The sequence below is a fragment of the Cryptosporangium aurantiacum genome, from assembly GCF_900143005.1.
GTDB lineage: Bacteria > Actinomycetota > Actinomycetes > Mycobacteriales > Cryptosporangiaceae > Cryptosporangium > Cryptosporangium aurantiacum.
This window is the reverse complement of record NZ_FRCS01000001.1, coordinates 441,814-463,634: the sequence shown is the minus strand read 5'-3', so window position 1 is coordinate 463,634 and position 21,821 is coordinate 441,814. Positions and strand designations below refer to the sequence as shown.

19 protein-coding genes and 1 pseudogene are annotated in these 21,821 nt (G+C 72.5%); all 20 read right to left on the bottom strand.

The features are described 5' to 3' along the window. Positions 1-100: 100 nt before the first annotated feature. The 20 genes and pseudogenes from BUB75_RS01985 to BUB75_RS01890 all read right to left on the bottom strand — a co-directional run bounded on the left by BUB75_RS01985 (position 101) and on the right by BUB75_RS01890 (position 21,821). Positions 101-1,066 carry a GNAT family N-acetyltransferase gene (locus BUB75_RS01985; RefSeq protein WP_084740129.1) on the bottom strand — a complete coding sequence of 322 codons (966 nt, stop codon included), beginning with the start codon at positions 1,064-1,066 and terminating at the stop codon, positions 101-103. A 55-nt stretch (positions 1,067-1,121) separates the two neighbouring features. After that, positions 1,122-1,910 carry a hypothetical protein gene (locus tag BUB75_RS01980; protein WP_143174988.1) on the bottom strand — a complete coding sequence of 263 codons (789 nt, stop codon included), beginning with the start codon at positions 1,908-1,910 and terminating at the stop codon, positions 1,122-1,124. Then, a complete protein-coding gene (locus tag BUB75_RS01975) occupies positions 1,907-2,851 on the bottom strand; it encodes an RluA family pseudouridine synthase (protein WP_073250804.1) in 945 nt (314 codons plus the stop codon). The genes BUB75_RS01980 and BUB75_RS01975 overlap by 4 nt, the downstream gene beginning before the upstream one ends. Beyond that, positions 2,844-3,800 (bottom strand): signal peptidase II, encoded by a 957-nt coding sequence (gene lspA, locus BUB75_RS46020; protein ID WP_178379738.1) that lies wholly within the window; start codon positions 3,798-3,800, stop codon positions 2,844-2,846. Before lspA ends, BUB75_RS01975 begins: the two co-directional genes overlap by 8 nt. Further along, complete coding sequence (locus tag BUB75_RS01965; RefSeq protein ID WP_084740128.1) at positions 3,764-4,279, bottom strand: TraR/DksA family transcriptional regulator; 516 nt, start codon at positions 4,277-4,279, stop codon at positions 3,764-3,766. The genes lspA and BUB75_RS01965 overlap by 37 nt, the downstream gene beginning before the upstream one ends. Positions 4,280-4,515: 236 nt before the next feature. After that, entirely contained in the window at positions 4,516-4,833 is a 318-nt protein-coding gene (locus tag BUB75_RS01960) for a DUF167 domain-containing protein (RefSeq protein ID WP_073250802.1), read from the bottom strand. Then, complete coding sequence (locus tag BUB75_RS01955; protein ID WP_143174987.1) at positions 4,830-7,229, bottom strand: hypothetical protein; 2,400 nt, start codon at positions 7,227-7,229, stop codon at positions 4,830-4,832. The genes BUB75_RS01960 and BUB75_RS01955 overlap by 4 nt, the downstream gene beginning before the upstream one ends. Before the next feature lie 96 nt (positions 7,230-7,325). Then, positions 7,326-8,156: a DivIVA domain-containing protein gene (locus BUB75_RS01950; protein WP_073250797.1), complete on the bottom strand. Its 831-nt coding sequence runs from the start codon at positions 8,154-8,156 to the stop codon at positions 7,326-7,328. A gap of 43 nt (positions 8,157-8,199) precedes the next feature. Continuing rightward, positions 8,200-8,499 (bottom strand): YggT family protein, encoded by a 300-nt coding sequence (locus BUB75_RS01945; RefSeq protein WP_073250795.1) that lies wholly within the window; start codon positions 8,497-8,499, stop codon positions 8,200-8,202. 14 nt (positions 8,500-8,513) lie between these two features. Beyond that, positions 8,514-9,131 (bottom strand): cell division protein SepF, encoded by a 618-nt coding sequence (locus BUB75_RS01940; protein WP_073250793.1) that lies wholly within the window; start codon positions 9,129-9,131, stop codon positions 8,514-8,516. 71 nt (positions 9,132-9,202) lie between these two features. Continuing rightward, entirely contained in the window at positions 9,203-9,979 is a 777-nt protein-coding gene (locus BUB75_RS01935) for a YggS family pyridoxal phosphate-dependent enzyme (RefSeq protein WP_073252603.1), read from the bottom strand. A 223-nt stretch (positions 9,980-10,202) separates the two neighbouring features. After that, a pseudogene (gene ftsZ, locus BUB75_RS01930) lies at positions 10,203-11,169 on the bottom strand (cell division protein FtsZ); the annotation flags it as partial. 432 nt (positions 11,170-11,601) lie between these two features. Further along, positions 11,602-12,393 carry a cell division protein FtsQ/DivIB gene (locus tag BUB75_RS01925; protein WP_073250789.1) on the bottom strand — a complete coding sequence of 264 codons (792 nt, stop codon included), beginning with the start codon at positions 12,391-12,393 and terminating at the stop codon, positions 11,602-11,604. 101 nt (positions 12,394-12,494) lie between these two features. Beyond that, positions 12,495-13,916, bottom strand: coding sequence for a UDP-N-acetylmuramate--L-alanine ligase (gene murC, locus BUB75_RS01920; RefSeq protein WP_073250787.1), 1,422 nt, complete (start codon positions 13,914-13,916; stop codon positions 12,495-12,497). Beyond that, positions 13,913-15,028, bottom strand: a complete 1,116-nt coding sequence (locus BUB75_RS01915) for a UDP-N-acetylglucosamine--N-acetylmuramyl-(pentapeptide) pyrophosphoryl-undecaprenol N-acetylglucosamine transferase (protein WP_073250775.1) — start codon at positions 15,026-15,028, stop codon at positions 13,913-13,915. Before BUB75_RS01915 ends, murC begins: the two co-directional genes overlap by 4 nt. Next, positions 15,025-16,329: a putative lipid II flippase FtsW gene (ftsW, locus tag BUB75_RS01910; protein ID WP_073252601.1), complete on the bottom strand. Its 1,305-nt coding sequence runs from the start codon at positions 16,327-16,329 to the stop codon at positions 15,025-15,027. The genes BUB75_RS01915 and ftsW overlap by 4 nt, the downstream gene beginning before the upstream one ends. Before the next feature lie 17 nt (positions 16,330-16,346). After that, a complete protein-coding gene (gene murD, locus BUB75_RS01905) occupies positions 16,347-17,753 on the bottom strand; it encodes a UDP-N-acetylmuramoyl-L-alanine--D-glutamate ligase (protein ID WP_073250773.1) in 1,407 nt (468 codons plus the stop codon). Beyond that, positions 17,750-18,826: a phospho-N-acetylmuramoyl-pentapeptide-transferase gene (gene mraY / locus BUB75_RS01900; protein ID WP_073250771.1), complete on the bottom strand. Its 1,077-nt coding sequence runs from the start codon at positions 18,824-18,826 to the stop codon at positions 17,750-17,752. Before mraY ends, murD begins: the two co-directional genes overlap by 4 nt. After that, complete coding sequence (locus tag BUB75_RS01895; protein ID WP_073250769.1) at positions 18,823-20,274, bottom strand: UDP-N-acetylmuramoyl-tripeptide--D-alanyl-D-alanine ligase; 1,452 nt, start codon at positions 20,272-20,274, stop codon at positions 18,823-18,825. Before BUB75_RS01895 ends, mraY begins: the two co-directional genes overlap by 4 nt. After that, positions 20,271-21,821, bottom strand: coding sequence for a UDP-N-acetylmuramoyl-L-alanyl-D-glutamate--2,6-diaminopimelate ligase (locus tag BUB75_RS01890; RefSeq protein WP_084740127.1), 1,551 nt, complete (start codon positions 21,819-21,821; stop codon positions 20,271-20,273). Before BUB75_RS01890 ends, BUB75_RS01895 begins: the two co-directional genes overlap by 4 nt.

Genomic DNA, 21,821 nt, shown 5'->3' with positions numbered 1-21,821 from the left:
CACCCGGCGCGCGTCCATGATCGCCCGCGCCGTCGGCCAGGTCATCGCCAGCCTACGTATCTTCTGCCCCGTTGTGCTCGGCGGTCGGAATCCGGATCCGCTACCCGGCCAGATCGGCCGTGTACGGGAACGCTTTCACGAACGGGTACTCGACGGTGTTCGACAGGTCGTGCAGCTCGCGCGAACCCGGCAACTGGGTGTAGCCGAGCCGGGCGTAGAAGCGGTGGGCGTCGGCGAACCGCGTATCGGTCCACAGCTCCAGCTGCCGGAGGCCGAGGCGCACGGCCTCGTCCTCGACCAGCGACGTCAGCACCTCGCCCAAGCCGTGCTTGCGCGCGGCGGCACCGACGTACAGGCTCTTCAGCTCGGCGGTGTCGGCCCCGGCGTTCGGGCGGATCCCGACCGAGCCCACGAGGACCCCGTCCAGCTCGGCCACCCACATGCGGCCACCGTTGGCCGCGTAGTACGAGCCGGGCGCTCGCAGCCAGGGCTCCTCGGCGTCCACGTCGAGAACGCAGCCCGGGTACTCGCCCCAGACCGTGCCGATCAGCGCGATCAGTCCGGCGGAGTCGGCGTCGGTGACCGGCCGGATGACCGGAAGCGCCTTGCGCATCTCGACGTGCTCGATCCCCGCCTCCTCGAACTGCGGCCCGACCGCGGTGTACCCGGCCCGCTCGTAGAAGCCTCGAGCGTGGAGCTGGGCGTGCAGCACCAGCTCCGGATGGCCCCGCCGGAGCGCTGCCCGCTCCAGCCCGCGCAGCACCACGGTGCCGACGCCGCCGCCCCGGACGTCGGACCGGACCGCCATCCGGCCGATCCGGCCGGGTGCCGGTGGCCGGCCCACCAGCCGACCGGTGCCGACCAGCCGCAGCGGCGCACAGGCCGGGGTGTTCAGGTCGTGCTCCCAGGCCCCGACGTGCACCGCGGTCTCGTCGTCCGCGTCTCGCTCCAGCTCGGCAGGAACGCCCTGGCCGACCACGAAGACGTCGTGACGCAACGCGAACACGGCCGATAGCTCGGCGTGGCTCACTTCGGTCACCCAGAGTGAGCCCGCACGCGTCTTCATGTGCATTACGTACAGCCTTTCGTTCGGACGGAATTCAGCCGTTTGGGACAGGGCCTCAGCCGGCAGCCGATGGAGACGGCGTCGCGCTCGGGCCGACAGCAGTATCCGACGGCGGACCGACAGTTCCGGATTGCTCCGGCAGCAACGGTACGAACGTGGCTCGGTCCAGCCGGTTCACCTCGGGCGCCGGGTCGATCACCCGGATCCCCGGACGCTGGGCGAGCGTCCGGAGCTGCTCCGGCGTCGCCCGGACGACCGCGGCGTACACGCACGCGCACAGCGCCCGGTAGGCCGCCGCCTCCTGCCGCTCCATCGCTGCGTCCGCCGTGTAGACCCGCGCCAGCTCGGCGTCCGCGGTCGCTGCCGCGCTCGCCGCCTCCGACGCCGCCCGGTCCTTCGCCGCCGCGGTCCGGTGCATGCCTGCCGCCACGTCCACGTCCAGACGGTCGACGACCAGCGTCACCAGCTGGGTCTGGGCGTCCGGCAGCGGGACCCGCATCACCACCCGGTTCACCGGGTAGCCGGCGAAGAGCGCCGGAAGGGAGCCCGGGCGCTGGTACTCGGTCAGCCCGACGAGCGCCCAGACCGCGGTTCCGGCGGGCAGCCCGGCGAGCTCGCGCGAGGCGTCCGCGCGGTAGGCGTCGATACGTTGGCCGTCGACCGGGCCGACCCGCGGCACGTTGCCGACCGTGTCGTCGACGGGCGCCGTCCGGGTACCGGCCCGGTAGGCGACGACGATCAGGCCGACGACGAGCACCAGCGTGACCAGCGCGGTCCACGACCGGGTCAGACGCCGTGCGCCCCGCCCCAGCCGGGCCAGCACGCGGTCGCGGAAGAACCTCACGACTCGGCGCGGACCCGGTCCAGCGCGGTCTGCAGGTCCGTCGGGTACTCGCTGGTGAACTCGACCCACTCGCCGGTGTCGGGGTGGGCGAAACCGAGTCGCATCGCGTGCAGCCACTGCCTGGTCAGCCCGAGGCGGGCGGCGAGCGTGGGGTCGGCACCGTAGGTCAGGTCACCGACGCAGGGATGGCGCAGCGCGGAGAAGTGGACCCGGATCTGGTGCGTGCGGCCGGTCTCCAGCGTCACCTCCAGCAGCGACGCCGCCCGGAACGCCTCCAGCGTGTCGTAGTGGGTGATGCTCGGCTTGCCGCCTGCCACGACCGCGAACCGCCAGTCCGAGGACGGGTGCCGGTCGATCGGCGCGTCGATCGTCCCGCGGCTCGGATCGGGGTGGCCCTGGATCAGCGTGTGGTAGACCTTGCTGACCTCGCGCTCCTTGAAGGCGCGTTTCAGCAGCGTGTAGGCCCGCTCGCTGGTGGCGAGCACCATCAGGCCGGTGGTTCCGGCGTCGAGCCGGTGCACGACGCCCTGCCGCTCCGCGGCGCCGGACGTCGAGATCCGGTAGCCCATCGCCGCGACGCCGCCGACCACGGTCGGGCCGGTCCAGCCCGGGCTCGGGTGCGCGGCGACGCCGACCGGCTTGTCGACGACGACGATGTGGTCGTCGGCGTACACGACCCGCAGGCCGGGAACCGGCTCGGGCGCGGCCGACGGTGGCGCGGCAGGCGCGGGCAGCGTCACCTCGAGCCACGCGCCGCCGGACACCCTGTCCGACTTACCCGCCGGGGCACCGTCGAGGTACGCGTCCCCGGCCTCGATCACGCCGGCGGCCGCAGTGCGGGAGAGCCCGAAGAGGCGGGCCAGCGCGGCGTCCAGGCGCATGCCCTCCAGCCCGTCCGGGATGGGGAGGGAACGATGCTCACCGCGGACGACTTCAGTCATCCTTCGATTGTGCCCGGCCGGCCTTGGTCGCTCGCGACCCGTCGATCCGGCGACCGGTCAGTTCGAGGACGACGATGAGCGCGACGCCGACGCACAGCGCGGAGTCGGCGAGGTTGAACACCGGCCACGGTGGGTCGAACGGATCGACCACCGCGAGGAAGTCGACGACCCCGCCGCCTTCGCGGAACAGCCGGTCGACGACGTTGCCGCAGGCGCCGCCGAGCACCAGCCCGAGGGCCAGGGCCCAGGGGGTCGAGGCGAGCTTGCGGGCGGTCCGGATGATCACGACGATGACGCCGACCGCGATCGCGGTGAGCACGTACGTGTAGCCGGAGCCGAGCGAGAACGCCGCGCCGGTGTTGCGGGTGTGGACCAGGTACAGGACGTTCGCGAGGACCTCGACCGGAGGGCGGTTGGTATCCTCCAGCTTCGCTACGACGACGAGCTTGCTGATCACGTCGGCGGCGAGCGTGAGGAGCGCGACCAGCGCGAACAGCCACCGACCTCGCCGCGTCCGGGGCCCGGCGACCGTCTCCTGAGCGTCCTCGGACAGGCCCCCGTCACGCTCGTGCGCGGCCGGGTCAGAGTCCACACCGCCGGGCGAACCCTCGGCCGCAGCCGGGCCCGGGCTCGCACCCTCGGCCGCGTCCGCGGCGGCCCGAGTGGCGTCCGCGTCGGCCGGGGTCGAGGTGGCGGGGCCTGCGCCCGCCCCGTTCGGCGCAGCCGCGTCGGCCGGGGCCGGGATGGCCGGGTCTGCGCCCGTCCCGTTGGGGGCGGCCGCATCGGCACGGGTGGCCGCCGGGTCCGCGTCCGCCGGGTGATCGGCTGTCCCCGGGTCGGGGGCGTCGGGATCGACGGGCTGCTGCCCGTCGACCGGCGCCGCGCCCCGGGGGTCACTGTCAGCGGGCCGCGTCAGCGGCGCTCCTCGATCTGCTTGCAACTCACGCACAGGGTCACACTAGGGAATGCCTCGAGGCGCGCGGTCGGGATGGGGTTCCCGCACCGCTCGCAGGAGCCGTACTTCCCCTCCGCGAGCCGCGCCAGCGCATGCTCGACCTGCTGCACCCGTTCCCGCAGCCCATGGACGAGGGAGAGCTCCTGCTCCCGCTCGAACGTCTTCGTGCCGGTGTCGGCCTGATCGTCGCCCGCACCGTCGGCCACTCGGCTCCGCTGCAGGTCGGTCAGGGTGACCACGGCCTCGTCGTACTCGGTCGTGAGTTCCTGCAGCCGCGCTTCGAGCACGCTGCGCAGTTCCTCGCTCCGACCGTCGTCCGGTGCCACCGCGGCACCGCCCGCTTTCGACTTCGTGCGCGGGGCCTCTGCCGCGCCGCCCGATCCCGTCGCCGCGGTGCGGGTCGTCCGGCGGGTGCCGGTCTTCGCCGCCACCCGACGAGGGGTGTCTTTCGTGGCCTTCGCCTGCTCCGCCATCGCGGCCACCTCCGCCCGGTTCGCCGTGCTGAGCCCGGCGGTTGGTCAGAGCGCTCAGGATACGTAGCCGATGCCCGTCGCGACAATGCGACGCGCACCAATGCTGACGCCGTACACGCTCGTGTCCCCCACAGCCGCACGTTGCCAGGGGCTGCGCGGCCTGTGAGTCTTCTCTCACATACCGTCTCGACCAGGTAGTTCAAACGTGCCTTTTCCGGCGGGAGTCAGCGGCTGCCTCAACCGTCACGCAGTGCGGTCAGCCGCGCCTCGGCGTCCGGCGGGGCGGGGATCAGCGCGAGTAGCTTGTCTCGGCTCGTCCGGCCGGCGAGCAGCGTGACGCCCGCGGCCCGGACGCCGAACGCGGCGGCCACCGCCTGGATCACGGCGTCGGTCGCGCGGCCCTCGACCGCGCGAGCCGCCACCGCGACGACCAGGGCGGGTCCGTGTGGCCCGTGGTGGCTGCCACCGACGCGAGGCCGGGATGCTCCCGGCTTGACGCGCACGGGGACGACGAAGCGGTCGGTCGATCCCGTAGCGTCGTGACGCTGCGTCACCGCCGCAGAGCGACCAGAAGCCGCGTCGCCGCCGCACAGCGGCTACAGGGGGTGAAGCCCAGTTCGATCGCCTGTTCGGCCGAGAGCGTCACGGTCGTGCGCCCGTCGAGCTGCGGGCACGCGTCCAGGTGGTAGCGCGGGCGGCCGTCGACGACGAGAACCGGCTCGTCGGCGTGGGCGAGCTTCTTCTTCTCGGAGGAGAGGAGGAGTTCGGCGGCCGGCTCAGGATCGCTGTCGTCCCCGGTCGGGCTCGGCAGCGGCCCGCCCGAGTTCCCCGCGTCCCCGGTCGGCGCCGGACCGGGCGCGGCGTCCGCATTCGCCGGACGCGACGGGTCGTCCCGCTCGGCCGCAGCGGGTGACACCGGCGCCGCGCCGCCGAGCGGCAGCGTGATCGCCTCGGTCTCCGGCTCCGCCTCCGAGTACGACGGCTCCGCCGAACGCGCCGGACGCGACTGCTCCGCCGCGCCGGATGGCTCCGCAGGACGCGCCGGACGCGGCTGCTCGCCCGGACGCGAGAACTCCGCCGAGCGCGAGGGCTCCGCGGGACGCGACTGCTCCGCGGGGCGCGAGAACTCCGCCGGACGGGCCGGACTCGTCGGACGCGACTGGTCCGCCGCGCGGGAAGGCTCTGCGGGGCGGGCCGGGCTGGTCGGGCGCTGCTCCGCGGGCCGAGCGAACTCCGCCGCGCGGGAAGGCTCCGCGGGGCGGGCCGGGCTGGTCGGGCGCTGCTCCGCGGGCCGAGCGAACTCCGCCGCGCGGGAAGGCTCCGCGGGGCGGGCCGGGCTGGTGGGGCGGGGCTGCTCTGCCGGGCGGGCCGCGTCGCGCGGGCGGTCGGTGGGCGTGGAACGCGGCGGCTGGTTCGGCTCCACGCGAGTGGACTCGACGACGAGCACCGGCGGACCGTCGAGTTTGATCGTGTCGGTCGGTCCCGCCTCGTCGGCCACGTCCACGACGTCGGCCGGCTCGTCGCGGACCGTCTCGGACGCCCGCGGGGATGAGTCGACGACCTCTGCCACGACGTCGGCGACCACGATTGTCTCCGCGCTATCGTCCACCCGCTCGCCGGGAGCGAAGTACAGCCGCCGGTCCTCGTCCGGCCGCCTCGACCCCGGTGAGCCCGGAGCGCCGGAGCCCGGCGCTCCCGAACCCGGGGATCCCTGACCCGGGAAGCCCTGGCCCGGCTGGGCCTGCGGACGGCTCGACCCCGGACGGTGCGACTGGCCCGCATACGACTGCCCGGCGTGGGACGGGCCAGCCTGCGACTGGCCGGCGTGCGACGGCCCCTGCCCCGCCTGCCCGGCGTGGGATGGGCCAGCCTGCGACTGACCGGCGTGCGACTGGCCGGCGTGGGACTGACCCGCGTGGGATTGGCCGGCGTGCGACGGCCCCTGCCCGGCGTGGGACGGGCCGGGGTAGGGCTGCGCCGGGTGCGGCGTCCGGTCGGCGGGCGGTGGCGCCTGGGTGGGCCGCCCCGACGACGGGGGCTGACCGGTATATCCGGTGGCCCGGTCCGACTCGGCACCGTATCGGCGATCGGTCGGGCGGCCACCGGACGGGTAACTCTCGGCGAGCGGTACCACCCGGTCGCGGGCATCGGCCTCGCGCGGACCGGGCTGGCGCTGTGCCGCCGCGGGGTGCTGCGTCGACTGCGGGTGCCCCATCGGCCGGGGCTGAGAGCTCGGTCGGGCGTGGCCCGGCTCCGCCCACTGCGCGGCGGCCGGCCGCGGCTGCCCCGCCGAACCGGCGTGACCCGCCGAACCGGCGTGACCCGCCGAACCGGCGTGACCCGCCGAACCGGCGTGACCCGCGGAACTGGGATGCGCCGCCGGGCTGGTGTGCGCCGCGGCGGGCCGCGACTGGGCCGGAGACCCGGTCGGGCGGGACGGAACCGGTTGATCAGCGCGCCGGTACGGCTCCTGCCGGTACTCAGGCTCCGACCGGTACGAAGGCTCCGGCTGATACGAGGGTTCCGACCGGTACGAAGGCTCCGGCTGGTGCGAAGGCTCCGAGCGGTACGACGGCTCCGACCGGCGCTGGCCCTCCCGCTGGTGCGGAAAATCCTCCCGCTGGCGGGCGGAACCCTCCCGCTGCTGCGCTGAGCCCTCTCGCTGATGCGGGAAACGCTCGTCGTGCGCGTACTGCCGCTCGCGCGGATGCGCCGGGACGGGCTCGGCGGGCTGGTCCGCCGGCTGCGAGCGCCGGGCCGGTTCCTCCACGGCGATCAGCCGTTCCGCCTTCACCCGTAAGAGTGCGGGCGGCCCGAGCTCCTCCTGGTCCCCCGCCGCAGCGGCCGCCGCTGCGAGGGCGCGTTGCCGGCGGATGCCGAACGCCAGAAACGCGCCCGCGAGCAGACAGGTTGCGATGGAGGCCAGGACGAAGCCGTCGTTCGTCTGCACGACTCCCGCGCCCAGTAGGGCGGCAGACGCGCAGACGAAGAGAAGGCTGACGACGATCACGGCGTGGTGAGAACCCGGCCCATGGCCCGGCCCAGGTCAGCGACCGTGCGAGTCGGCGACGTCGCCGGACCGCGGTAGGCCGCTGTGCGGCCCGCCGAACGCCCCGGAAAGGCTCGACGTGCCGACACCTTCACGGTTGATCTCGGCCTCGGTGGCCTGGCCGCGGGCTTCGAGGTCACGCAGCTGGCTCTCCAGGTACGCCTTGAGCCGGGTGCGGTACTCGCGCTCGAACGCCTTCAGCTGCTCGATGTGCTTCTGCAGAGCGGTGCGCTTGGCCTCCAGGCCACCCATGGCTTCCTGGTGACGCTGGCGGGCGTCCCGCTCCAGCGCCTCGGCCTTCGCCCGGGCGTCCCGGGTGAGCTCCTCGGCGTTGGCACGCGCCTCGGACAGCAGCTTGTCGGCCTCGCGCCGGGCGTCCGCCACGTGGTCGTCCGCGGTCCGCTGTGCGAGCATGAGCACTCGCAGCGCCTTCTCGCCCTGGTCGTCGCCGGGCACGGCGGGCAGGGCCGAGCCGGAGACCTGGCTCTGCGCGCTCTGTGCCTGCTGCTGCGCGGCGGCAGCGGCCTGCTTGGCCTGCTGCGTCTCCTGGCGAAGACGCTCGACCTGCTGCTTGAGCTCGTGGTTCTCCGCCTGCATCCGGCGGACCTCGGGCTCGTTCGCCGTCGCAGCCGCGGGCGCAGCTGCCGGGCCACCGGTACGGCCGCGCTCCACCTGAGCCTTGAGGTCGTTGTTCTCCTCGATCAGCCGGGCGAGCTCCCGCTCCACCTCGTCGAGGAAGGCGTCGACATCGTCCTCGTCGTAACCGCGCTTGCCGATCGGCGGTTTCTTGAAGACGACGTTATGAACGTCGGCGGGGGTCAGCGGCATCGAAACTCCTCCGGACACGTCTGGGTGGGCGGACGGCGTGCGGTCAGTATGACGTCTCGGACAGCCGTCGGACCACGCTCATGAGGATGGTGACGATCATGAGCAGCAACAGGAAACCGAGGTCGAGGCTAACGCTCCCGATCCTCAGCGGGGGGATCACCCGGCGCAGCGCCTTGAGCGGCGGATCGGTAGTGCTGTAAACGACCTCGAGCGCGGCGGACGCCGCACGGCCCGGCCTCCAGCGCCGTGCGAAGACAAGCACGTACTCCGCTACTAGTCGCCCAAGAAGTACCAAAAGGAACAAATAGAGCAGCAAGTAGGCGAGCTGCCACACGAGCAACACGGAGTACGTCGTCCTTAGCTCTGGTTGAAGAAGCCGCCCTCGGCGATCCGAGCCTTGTCCTCCGCGGTGACGGTGACGTTGGCCGGCGAGAGCAGGAAGACCCTGTTGGTCACGCGCTCGATGCTACCGCGCAAGCCGAAGGTGAGTCCGGCCGCGAAGTCAACCAGTCGCTTTGCATCCGCCTCGTCCATTTCGGTGAGGTTCAAGATCACCGGAATGTGATTACGGAACTGCTCTCCGATCATCCGCGCTTCGTTGTAATTCGTCGGATGAAGCGTGGTGATCCGATACGACGTCTCTTCAGGCTCGCTCACGTCGCTCACCACCGCCCTCTCGCGAAGTGACAGCTGCGGCGCGAGCGCCAGGTTGTCGTGGGTCGGCGGCGACGGTGTGGCGGGCATGCGACTGACCGGCCGGCTCGGACTGCGCTCCAGACGCGTGGGCCGGGACACCGGCTCCTCGAACTCGTCCTCATAGGTGTCGAGCTCGTCGTCGGCGTACCGACGGTCGTCGAACCGCCGGGACTCGTAGCGCTTGTCGTCGTACCGACCGTCCTCGTACGGACCGTCCTCGTAGCGCGGGTCGTCCTCGACGAGACCGAGCCAGACGCCTGCCTTCCGCCATGCACCCATGGAGCGCCCCCTCCTCCTCGTCGGCGATCGACACAACCGATGCTAAATGACACGCATGTGATTCTGCATTTTCAAGGCCACACACTACCGTGTCCCGACACCCGTTTCCCGAGCAAAGCGGATCCGACACGCACATGTGTCGCGCCGTGTCGGACTGCCGACTCCAGGTCGCTGCTCATCCCGGCGGAGATCCACCGCGCTTCGGGATGGTCTTCCCGCAGCGCGGCACTCAGCTCGGCAAGTCGCGCGAACGCACGGTCGGGGTCACCGCCTAACGGGGCGACCGCCATCAGCCCGAGCAACCGCAGTGTGGGACTCGCCACGACGTCGGCGGCCAGCGCCGCCACCGCGGACGGCGTCACGCCGCCCCGGCCCGCCGAGGCGCCCTCTTCCAGGTCCACTTGCAGCAGCACGTCGAGCGGCCGCTCACGATGCCGTTCGGACGCGCCCGCCAGCGCGGCCGCCAGCTCCGGGCGGTCGACGCTGTGAACGACGTCGGCGTACCGGACCACCGAGCGCGCCTTGTTGCGCTGGAGCTGCCCGACGAAGTGCCAGCGCAGGTCCACGGAGGTCAGTTCCGCGTGTTTGGCCTTCGCTTCCTGATCCTTGTTCTCCGCCACGTCCCGGACGCCGAGCGCCGCCAGCGCCGCCACGTCGCTCGCCGGCCACGTCTTGGTGACTGCGATCAGCGTCACCTCGGCGCGTTGCCGTCCGGCGTCCTCGCAGGCCGAGGAGAGCCGACGCTCGACGTCGGCCAGGCCTGCGGTCAGCTCAGCCACCCGCTCCGGGGAGGCCGCCGACGGCGCAGGACCGGCCGACCCGTGGTCGGCGGACCCGGTCCGGCCGATCCCGGCCGGCGAACCGGGTGTCACGCCCCGTTCTTGAGGAAGTCGGGGACGTCGACGTCGTCGAAGATGACGCGCTTCGGCGCCGGAGCAGGCGGCTGCGGTGCCGGCGGCTGCGGTGCCGGCGCAGCCGAGACCGGCTGGCTGTTCGACTGCCGCGGCGCGTAGCCACCGGACTGGTCGCTGTAGCGCTGCTGGTGCTGCTCCGCGTAGCTCGGCCGGGTGCTGGCCGCCCGGTAGGCGGGCGCGCCGCTGTCGAAGCCGGCCGCGATGACCGTGACCCGCACCTCGTCGCCCAGGGCGTCGTCGATGACCGTACCGAAGATGATGTTCGCGTCCTGGTGAGCAGCGTCCGCGACCAGCGAGGCAGCCTCGTTGATCTCGAACAGGCCCAGGTCGGAACCGCCGGCGATGGAGAGCAGCACGCCGTGCGCACCCTCCATGCTGGCCTCCAGCAGCGGGCTGGAGATCGCCGCCTCGGCCGCCTCGACCGCCCGGTTCTCGCCGCGCGCGGAACCGATACCCATCAGGGCCGAGCCCGCGCCGCTCATGACGCTCTTCACGTCGGCGAAGTCCAGGTTGATCAGACCCGGCGTGGTGATCAGGTCGGTGATGCCCTGAACACCCTGCAGCAGCACCTGGTCGGCCATCTTGAACGCGTCCATCATGCTGATGTCGCGGTCGCCGAGCGACAGCAGCCGGTCGTTCGGGATCACGATCAGCGTGTCGCACTCGTTGCGCAGATCGTCTATGCCCGACTCGGCCTGGACCGCACGACGCCGGCCCTCGAACGCGAACGGCCGGGTGACGACTCCGATCGTCAGCGCGCCCAGCTTCCGGGCGATCGACGCGACGACCGGTGCACCACCGGTGCCGGTTCCGCCGCCCTCGCCCGCGGTGACGAACACCATGTCCGCACCCTTGAGGACCTCTTCGATCTCGTCCTTGTGATCCTCGGCGGCCTTCCGGCCCACGTCCGGGTTCGCCCCGGCTCCGAGACCCCGGGTGAGTTCCCGCCCGACGTCCAGTTTGACGTCGGCGTCGCTCATCAACAGCGCTTGGGCATCGGTGTTGATCGCGATGAACTCGACCCCTTTGAGGCCCACCTCGATCATCCGGTTGACGGCGTTGACACCGCCACCGCCGATGCCGACGACCTTGATGACCGCCAGGTAGTTGTGCGGAGGTGTCATCGGTGTGCCTTCCTAGTGAGCAATGGTCCCGTGAGCGATGGAGAACCCATAGGCGTCGGAGCCCGGTCGAGGGTGGCCCGACGCCTATTTGAACCGGCGACACAGCTCACGTGGCCGAACTCTCACCCTCTAGTAGAGCGTTACTGTTATGTCAAGTATTGCTGTGATCGGACGGTAGGCGTCTGCGCGGGCGTGATTCAAGCTGCCACGCGGGCGTGTCTCGCGAGGATCGCGGCGCACGCCCGGCATCGACCGTCAATGCCACATTGTTCCCTATAAGAGGTAAATGTCCAAAGTGATCGCCGTTGACCGGTCTCAAGCGACCGAGCGGTCCCACCCTTCCGTAACCATGGCTTCCCGCGCCACCCTCACCCTGAGCCTGAGGTCCGCAGGCAGACCTCTGTTATAGCCGTTCTCGAAAAGAACGGCCGCTCAGCGCACGGTCACGACGTCCGGTGAGCTGACGTCGATCCGCGTACCGGACTCGCCGAGCAGAGCCGTCGCGATCCTCGCCTTGCGCGGACTGTCCTCCGGCGCGCCCCAGAACACCACCCTGCGGTCGGTCAGCCGGACCTCGATCCGCTGCGGGGTCGCGGCCACCACCACCGAGACCAGCTCGCGTAGCTGCGGCGTGAGGGCACTCGCGACGGTCAGCGCCGCGCGGGTCGCGGGGTCACCGGCCTCCGGATCGGGCACCCGGATCAGCGGCAGGCCCGCCGGACGGGACGGAACCGCGCGGAACGGGTAGCCCTCGGCGTCGACCAGGACGTACCCGACACCGCGCGCGGCCACCGCGACCGCTTCCCGCTCGGCGATCGTCACGACCACCGTGTTCGGCCAGGCCCGCCGGACATGAACCGAAGCCACCGAAGGCAGTTTGCCGATCCGGTCCGCGGCCGCCGCGGTGTCCAGGCGCGCCAGCGGCGTCCCGACCGGGATCGCCGCCGCCCGCGCGACCTGTTCGGTGGTGACGGTTCGCTCGCCACGCACCGAGATCGTCCGGACGCCGAGCAGCGCCGAACCGAGCAACGCCCACACCGCCACCGAGGAGACCACGACGACTCCAGCCACCAACGCGTACGGCGCGACGGCTCGCAGGCCACGGCGTCCCTTCCGGAGCGCCCGCCGTCCGCCTGCCCGCGCCGAGGCGTTGACCGCGTCCCGCCGGAGCCGCCAGCGCCGCGCCGGACGATCGGTCTTGCCGCTCGTCGGTGTGCGCGCCACGGTCTCCCTCCCGCCCGTCAGAAGGGCCGAGCCTACCGACGCCGCCTCCGGCGGCGTCGGTAGCGACACCCGATGCCTAGGTCACACGGAGTGTCGCGAGGTCAGCTGACGAGGCCCGCCTGCTCCTCGAGCGCGGTGAGGATCTCGGTGCCGAGCATCGAGATCGGCGGGGCGCCCATCGTGACGACGAGATCGCCCGGACGAGCCCGGCGAACCACCTCCGCGGACACCGCCGACCAGGACGGCTCGAACACCACCTGCTCGCGCGGCAGCGGCACCGCGCGGGCCAGTGGCGCGCCGCCCTGACCGGGCAGCCGCTCCTCGCCCGGCCCGAAGACCTCCATGACGATGACCTCGTCGGCGAGCGCCAGCGAGGCCGCGATCTCGTCCTGGAACGCGACCGTGCGGTACATCCGGTACGGCTGGAACGCGACGATCAGCCGACCGGTGCCGGCGAGCGCCCGCAGCGTCGTCAGCGCGCCGGTCATCGACGTCGGGTGGTATGCGTACTCGTCGTAGACCCGGACGCCGGCCGCGACGCCCTTGAGCTCGAACCGCCGGCGGACGCCACGGAACTGGCCCAGCGACTCCACGGCCTTGGCCGGGTCCAGCTCCAGCTTCACGGCGGTGAGCAGCGCGGCGGCCGAGTTCAGCGCCAGGAAACCGCCCGGCACCGCCACGCTCACCGCGCCGAGCTTGGTCCCGCCGAGCACCGCGACGTACGAGGTCCCGGCGACGTCGCTGGCCTCCTCGGTGAGCCGGAGGTCGGCGTTCTCCGCGCGTCCGTAGGTGAACACCCGCCGCCCGGTCGACCGGGCGTACTCCCCGAGCCGGACCGCACCGGCGTCGTCGCCGCAGACGACGACGAACCCCTTCCGGTCGACGCGGTCGACGAACTGCCGGAACGCGGCCTCCAGGCCGGCCATGTCGCCGTAGGTGTTGAGGTGGTCGGCCTCGAGGTTCGTGATGATCGCCACGTACGGCGAGTAGAGCAGGAACGACCGGTCGCTCTCGTCGGCCTCGACGACGAAGTGCTGCCCGCTGCCGTGGTGCGCGCCCACCCCGGCGTCGGCGAACTCCCCACCGATGAAGAACGACGGGTCGACGCCGCAGTGCTGCAGGACGGTGGTGACCATCGACGTCGTCGTGGTCTTGCCGTTCGTGCCGGCGATCGCGATCACCTGGCGGCCGTTCATCGCGGTGACCAGGGCTTCCGCACGGTGCAGCACCCGCAGGCCGCGCCGGCGCGCCTCGGCGAGCTCGACGTTGTCGGCCGGGATCGCGGTCGAGTAGACCACGGTGTCGACGTTCGCGATGTTTTCGGCGGCCTGGCCGAGGTGGATCGTCGCGCCGAGGGCGCGCAGCGTCTCCAGCGCCGGCCACTCCTTGATGTCGCTACCGCTGACCGGGATGCCCCGGGTGAGCAGCAACCGCGCCACACCGAGCATGCCGACGCCACCGATGCCGATGACGTGCACGCGGCCCAGGTCTTCGGCCGACAGCTTCGACAGGTCCTGGGTCACGCCCGCTCCTCCGCCCGTCGGTTCTCCCGGACCGCCTGGTACACCAGCGCGAGCAGGGCCTCGTCACCGTCCCGGCGACCGTACCCGGCAGCTGCCCGGCCCATCGCGGTAATCCGGTCGGGTTCACCCAACAGCGGTATCACGTTCTCCTCCAGCCACGACGCGGACAGATCCGCGTCCTCCACCAACAGTCCGCCGCCGGCGCGCGTCACCGGCAGCGCGTTGCGCCGCTGCTCGCCGTTCCCGTGCGGATACGGGACGTAGACGGCCGGCAGCCCCACCGCGGCCACCTCGGCACAGGTCAGCGCGCCACCGCGGCAGAGCATGAGATCCGCCGCGGCGTACCCGAGGTCCATCCGATCGAGGAACGGCAGCGTCACGTACTTCGACGTGGTCCGCTCGGGCATGATGTCGAGCGTGTTGCGGGCCCCGACCACGTGCAGCACCTGGATGCCCGCCGCGCCGAGCGCACCGGCCGCCGCGGTCACCGCGAGGTTGATCGAGCGCGCGCCCTGCGACCCGCCGGAGACGAAGAGCACCGGCTTGTCCGGGTCCAGGCCGAAGTGTTCGCGGGCCGCCGCCCGCGCCGCCGCCCGGTCGAGCCCGGCGATCCGCGAACGCAGCGGAACACCGACGACCGTGCCGTGCCGCAGCGTCACGTGGTCGCCACCGAGCCCGACGAACGGCGTGAGCCGGGAACCGACCTTGTTCGCGATGCCTGCCGGGTCGTTCACCTCGTGGACGACGAGCGGCAGCTTCGCGCGCCGGGCCGCCAGGTAGGCGGGGAGCGCGACGTACCCGCCGAAACCGACGACGACCTCGGCGTCCACCCGGTCGAGGATCTCGGCGACCGCGGCCACGCTGCGCCGGATCCGGCCCGGGGTCCGCGCGAGGTCGGCGTTGGGGCGCCGCGGCAGCGGATACGCCGGAACCAGCTCGAGGTCCCAGCCGCGGGCCGGGATGATCTCGGCCTCCAGGCCCTTCGGCGTCCCGAGGCAGGTGATCCGCGCATCCGGGTGGTACCGCCGGATGCACTCGGCCAGCGCCAGTGCCGGTTCGATGTGCCCGCCCGTCCCGCCCCCGGCGAGGACGACCGATCGCAACGCGGTCACCGGCGACCTCCTGTTCGTGCCCGATGGTGGGTCGACCGGCCTAACGGGCGGCCCGTCCTGCCAGACCGTAACGCCTGCCGGGCCCGTCCGGGTCGCCCGGGCAGCTCGGGCAGCGGGATGCCCGCCCAGCGGACCCACCAGGCGCGCCCGCGCGCGTGCAGCGCGAGCACGGCCTCGGGCTCGTGCCTGGCGAAGCTGGCGAGCATGCCGATCACGAACATCGTGAGGACCAGCGAACTGCCACCGGCCGAGATCAACGGCAGCGGGACGCCGGTGATCGGCAACAGCCCCACCACGCCCCCCATGTTCACCAGCGCCTGCCCGGCCAGCCAGACCGTACCGGCGGACGCAACCAGGCGGCGGAACGGGTCGTCGACCCGGCTGGCGATCCGCATCCCGGCCCAGGTGAGCACCGCGAACAGCCCGACCACGACCAGGCAGCCGAGGACGCCGAGCTCCTCGCCGATGACCGCGAAGATGAAGTCGTTGTGGGCTTCCGGCAGGTTGCCCCACTTCTCCCGGCTCTGCCCCAGCCCCAGCCCCCACCAGCCGCCGCTGCCGAGCGAGTAGAAGCCACGCACCAGCTGATAGGCGTCGTCGTCCTGGTGGGCGAACGGATCGGTGAACGTCGTCAGCCGGGAGATCCGCTCCGGGTTCCCCGCGATCAACGGCACCAGCCCGACGACGCCGATCGCGCCGAGCGTCGCGAACACCCGGAACCGCACCCCGGCCGTCCAGAGCAGCGCGATCAGGATGAACAGCAGCAGGATCATGCCGCCGAAGTCCTCGAGACCGACCAGGCCGAACAGCACGACCGAACCGGCCAGCAGCGGCACCGCCAGGTGCCGCCACTCGGTCAGCAGCGGACGCTTGCGCACCAGGACGGCCGCACCCCACAGCACCAGCGCGAGCTTGGCCACCTCGACCGGCTGGATCTGGATGAACCCGAAGTCCAGCCACAGCGTCGCGCCGTTGACCTCCTTGCCGAGGAACGGCAGCAGCATCAGCAGGATCGTGGCCAGCACGACCAGCGGCCAGCCCAGCAGCGGCCAGACCCGCATCGGGAGCCGCAACGCCAGCCAGAACGCCGGGATGCCGATCAGCGCGAACGTCAGCTGTTTGGTGAAGACCGTGAACGCGCTGCCGGAGTTGGCGTACGAGTCGATGCTGGACGCCGAGAGCACCATGATCAGGCCCAGGCCCAGCAGCAGGCCCGTGCTGGCCAGCAGCGCGTAGTAGGACGCCATCGGGCGGCGCAGGAGCCCGGTCACCGCGCCGACGTAACGAACGTGGGTCTCCACGCCCGCAGGCGCCGCCACTACCGGTCCAGAGGGGACGCTGCCGCCAGTTTCTCGACCGCGTCGGCGAACGCGTGCCCGCGTGCGGCGTAACTCGGGAACATGTCCCGCGACGCCGCGGCCGGCGCCAGCAGGATCGTGTCGCCGGGGTGGGCCAGCTCGGCGGCGGCTGCGACGACCTCGGTCATGGCTCCATCATCGGCCCTCGACACCTCGCGCACGGGGACGTGCGGCGCGTGTCGGCGCAACGCCTCCGCGACCTCGGCCCGGTCGACGCCGAGCAGCACGGCGCCCACCAGCCGGTCGGCCACGGACGCCACCAGTGGCCCGATGTCGACGCCCTTGAGCTCACCACCGGCCACCCACACCACCCGCGGGTAGGCGCGCAGCGACGCCTCCGCCGCGTGCGGGTTGGTGGCCTTGCTGTCGTCCACCCAGGTCACCCCGCCCCGGGTGACCCGTACCAGCGCGTTGCGGTGCGGCTCCGGCTCGTACGCGGCCAGCCCCGCCGCGACGGCGTCCGGCTCGACGCCGTGCGAGCGGGCCAGCGCGGCGGCGGCGAGCGCGTTCGCGACGTTGTGCGGACCGGGCGGCCGCACCTCGCCGAGCGTCCCGACCGCGGTGGCCTGCGCCGGGTCGTCGGTGAACGCCCGGTCCACCAGCAGGTCCTCGACCACGCCGAACTGGCCGGGAGCCGGGGTGTGCAGGCTGAAGCCCACCCGCCTGCCCGGGGCGGCCGCCAGCAGCTCGGCGACCCGCGAGTCCGAGACGTTGCCGATCGCCACGGTCTCCGGCGAGTACCAGAGCTTGGCCTTGGCCTCCGCGTACGAGGCGAAGTCGCCGTGCCAGGACAGGTGGTCGTCGGCGAGGTTGAGCAGTGCCGCCGCGGCCGGGGCCAGCGTCGACGACCAGTGCAGCTGGTAGCTGGACAGCTCGACGGCCAGGACGTCGTACGGCTCTGGGTCAAGCACCGCGTCGATCAGCGGCACGCCGATGTTGCCGACCGCGGTCGTCCGGAGCCCCGCGCTCCGCAGGATCGTCGCGAGCATCGTGACGGTCGTCGTCTTGCCGTTGGTCCCGGTGACCGTGAGCCACGGGGTGGGCCGGGGGCCAGGGCGCAACCGCCACGCCAGCTCCGGCTCGCTGAACACCTCGATGCCGGCCGCGATCGGGCCCGCCAGCAGCGGATGGTCCGGCCGGAAACCGGGCGAGACCACGATCTGCTCCAGGTCACCGGGCAGTTCCGCCGGATCGACGAGCACGTCGGCGCCGGTCTCGGCCAGCGCGGCCAGCGCCGGCGAGTCGACCCGGTCGAACACCGTGACCCGGGCACCGAAGCTCTGCAGCGCTCGGGTGACGGCCGCACCGGTCACGCCGGTGCCGCCGACAACGACGTGCCGCCCGGCATACCACCTGCGGGAGGTCATTGCGAGAGCACGTCGAGGTAGTCGGCGAAGAAGATCCCGAGGCCCGCGGCGACGAAGAACCCGGCGATGATCCAGAACCGCACGACGATCGTGGTCTCTTGCCAGCCCGCCAGCTCGAAGTGGTGCTGCAGCGGGGCCATCCGGAAGACCCGGCGGCCGGTGCTGCGGAACGAGATGATCTGGATGACGACCGACATCGTGACGATCACGAACAGCCCGCCGAGAATCAGCAGGAGCAGCGTCGTCCGGGTGGTCAGCGCCAGGCCGGCGATCAGGCCACCGATGCCCAGGGCACCGGTGTCACCCATGAACAGCCGGGCCGGTGGCGCGTTCCACCACAGGAAGCCGGCGAGCGCACCGGCGGCCGCGGCCGCGATCAGCGCGGTGTCCAGCGGGTCGCGGACCGTGTAGCAGTAGCCGCCAGGGCCCTCGACCACACCGCAGATGTGCCGGTACTGCCAGAACCCGATCAGGATGTAGCCGGAGAGCACCATGATCGACGGACCGGTGGCCAGGCCGTCCAGACCGTCGGTGAGGTTGACGCCGTTGGCGGCCGCGATGACGACGAACGCGAAGAACAGCGCCGCGCCGACCTGGGTCAGGTGCGCCCACTGCATGTCCCGGACGAACGACAGCTTTTCCGACGCGATCGTGTAGCCGTTCTCGTCCGGCAGGTTCAGCGCGAGGAACGCGAACGCCGCCGCGACCACGGCCTGGCCGATCAGCTTGCCCCGCTTGTTCAGGCCGAGGCTGCGCTTCTTCCGGATCTTGATGTAGTCGTCGACGAAGCCGACCGCGCCCATGCCGACGAACAGGCCGAGCAGCGTCACCGCGGTCGGGCTGATCCGGTGGTCACCGATGACGATCTGGGCGACCACGTACGCGATCACCGTCGCCAGGATGAACACGATGCCGCCCATCGTGGGCGTACCGCGCTTGGACTGGTGGTGCTTCGGACCCTCTTCCCGGATCTCCTGGCCGAACTTCAGCCGGTGAAGATAGCGGATCGCGACCGGGGTACCGAAGATCGAGACGACGAAGGCCACGAACGCCGCGGCCAGAACACTCCTCACGCGTGGCCACCCCCGGCGCCCGGCGCAGCGGCCACCGGCGCGGCCAGCAGGGCGTCCACCACGCGGTCCAGCCGCGCGGAGCGAGACGCCTTGACCAGCACCACGTCGCCGGGTGCGAGCTGCTCGGTGAGCAGCCGTACTGCGGCGTCCACGTCGGGCACGTGCACCGACTCCTCTCCCCAGGAACCTTCCAGCACCGCACCGGCGTGGATCGCGCCGGCTTCCGTGCCCACGACGACCAGCCGGTCGATGTCCAACCGAACGGCCAGCCTGCCGATCGCGTCGTGCTGCTCGCGGCTGGACTCCCCCAGCTCGGCCATCACACCCAGCACTGCCCACACGCGGCGGCGGCCCCGGGGCTCCTCGCCCACGTTCGGCGCGGGAGTGGCCATGGCGCGCAGCGCTTTCAGCGCTGCGCGCACCGAGTCCGGGTTCGCGTTGTAACTGTCGTCGACGATCGTGACGCCGTCAGCCCGCTCGGTGACCTCCATCCGACGGCGGCTCACCGGGACCGCGGCGGCCAGCTCGGCGGCGACGTCGTCCAGCGACAGGCCCAGCTCGAGCCCGACCGCGGCCGCCGCCAGCGCGTTCCCGACGTGGTGCTCACCGTGCAACAACATCTGCACGTGGGCCGAGTCCTCACCGGCGCGGATCGTGAAGCCGGGTCGCCCCAGAGCGTCCAGCGTGACGTCGGTCGCCCGTACGCCGGCGTCGGGCGCGAGCCCGACCAGCACGACGCGGGCCTTCGTCCGGGAGGCCATCGCGCGCACCCGCGGGTCGTCCGCGTTGAGGACCGCGACCCCCTCGGTCGAGAGCGCCTCGACGAGCTCACCCTTGGCCTGCGCGGTCACCTCGACCGAGCCGAACTCACCGACGTGCGCGGCGCCGACGTTGAGGACGACGCCGATCCGCGGCGGCGCGATCTCGGTCAGCCAGTGGATGTGACCGACGCCGCGCGCGCTCTTCTCCAGCACCAGGTACCGGGTGTGCTCGTCGGCGCGGAGCACGGTCCAGGGGTGCCCGAGCTCGTTGTTGAACGACCCGGGTGGCGCCACCGTCGGGCCGAGCCGGCTCACGACCGCGGCCAGCAGGTCCTTCGTCGAGGTCTTTCCGCTGGACCCGGTGACGCCGACGATCGTCAGCTCCGGCAGCCGGTCGACCACCGCCCTGGCCAGCTTGCCGAGCGCGACCAGCGCGTCGTCCACCAGCACGGTGGGCACGTCGCCGACCGGCCGGGTCGCCAGCACCGCCACGGCCCCGGCCTCGACCGCTCCGGCCGCGAAGTCGTGGCCGTCCACCCGCTCGCCGGCCAGCGCGACGAACAGGCCGCCCCGGGTCACGCTGCGGGAGTCGTACTCGACGGTTCCGGTGACCACCGTCGCCGGGTCGCAGTTCCGGAGGTCGCCGCCGGTCGCGGCCGCGACCTCCGCCAGCGTGAGCGGGATCATGCCCGTGCTCCACGGGTCCGTGCGGCCAGCGCGGCGGCCAGCACGTCCCGGTCGTCGAACGGGTGCACCACTCCTGCGACCTCCTGGCCCTGCTCGTGTCCCTTGCCCAGCACCGCGACGCAGTCGCCTGCGTCCGCGCGTTCGACCGCCGCGGCGATCGCGGCGGCCCGGTCGCCGACCTCGATGACCTCGGCCCGTTCCTCGGTCGGCACGCGGGCGACACCGGCCAGCATGGCCGCCCGGATCATCGCCGGCTGTTCGGAGCGCGGGTTGTCGTCGGTGGCGACGAACACATCCGCGCCGCGGGCGGCGGCTTCACCCATCAGCGGACGCTTTCCGGCGTCCCGATCACCGCCGCACCCGAGAACGCAGATCAGCCGACCGGGCGTGACCGGACGCAGCGCGGCCAGCGCAGCGGCGACCGACCCCGGGTCGTGCGCGTAGTCGACGACCCCGACCGGGCTCGCATCGGCCACTTTGCCGGTTCGACCGGTCTCAGGCGCCGGAACCCGCTCCATCCGACCCGGTACCTGGTCGGCGTGCGCAACCGCCTCCACCGCGGTCGGCAGCGGCACGCCGACCGTCTCGAGGATCGCCACGGCCAGCACCGCGTTTTCGACGCTGTACGCGCCGGGCATCGCCACCTGGGCCGCCGTCCGCACGCCGTCCGGCCCGACGACCGTGAAGTCCTGGACGAACCCGTCCGGGCCGCGCTCGACGACGCGCCAGCGGGCGTCCGGCGCGCCGGCGGCGGAGACCGTGACCGTGTCCGGCCGCGCCAGGCGCCGACCGGCCGCGTCGTCCACGTTGACCACCTCGGCCGCCGACCGGCCGTCGAACAGCCGGGCCTTCGCCTGGAAGTAGTCCTCCAGGTCGGCATGGAAGTCGAGGTGGTCGACGCCGAGGTTGGTGAACGCGCCGACCGCGAACCGCACCGCGGCCACCCGGTCGAGCGCGAGCGCGTGGCTGGAGACCTCCATCACCACCGCGGTGACGCCGCGCTCCTTCGCGACCGCGAGCAGCGCCTGCAGGTCGGGGGCTTCGGGGGTGGTCCGCACCGACTGGAGCCGCTCGCCGGCGATCCGGGTCTCCACGGTGCCCAGCAGCGCGGTGGTGTGGCCGGCCGCCCGGAGACCGGCCTCCACCAGGTAGGCCGTCGTCGTCTTGCCGTTCGTCCCGGTGATGCCGACAACCGCCAGCGTGGCGCTGGGGTCGCCGTACACCCGGGCGCTGATCGTGCCGAGCGCCACACGGGGGTGCTCGACGACGAGCACCGGGAGCCCGGCGTCCCGCGCGAGGTCCGCTCCGGCGGCATCGGTGAGCACGGCGGCGGCGCCGGCCTCGGCGGCGCGGGCCGCGAACCGCGCGCCGTGAGTGCGGGCTCCGGGCAGCCCGGCGAACAGGTCACCGGGCCGGATCGCGGAGCTGTCGTGCGTGACGCCGGTCACTTCGACGGTCCCGGTCGCGCGGCCGCCGACGAGCCCGGCGAGTTCCGTCAAGGGAACGCCGACCGGGAGGGCAGGCCGCGGGACGCTGGCGTAGGACAC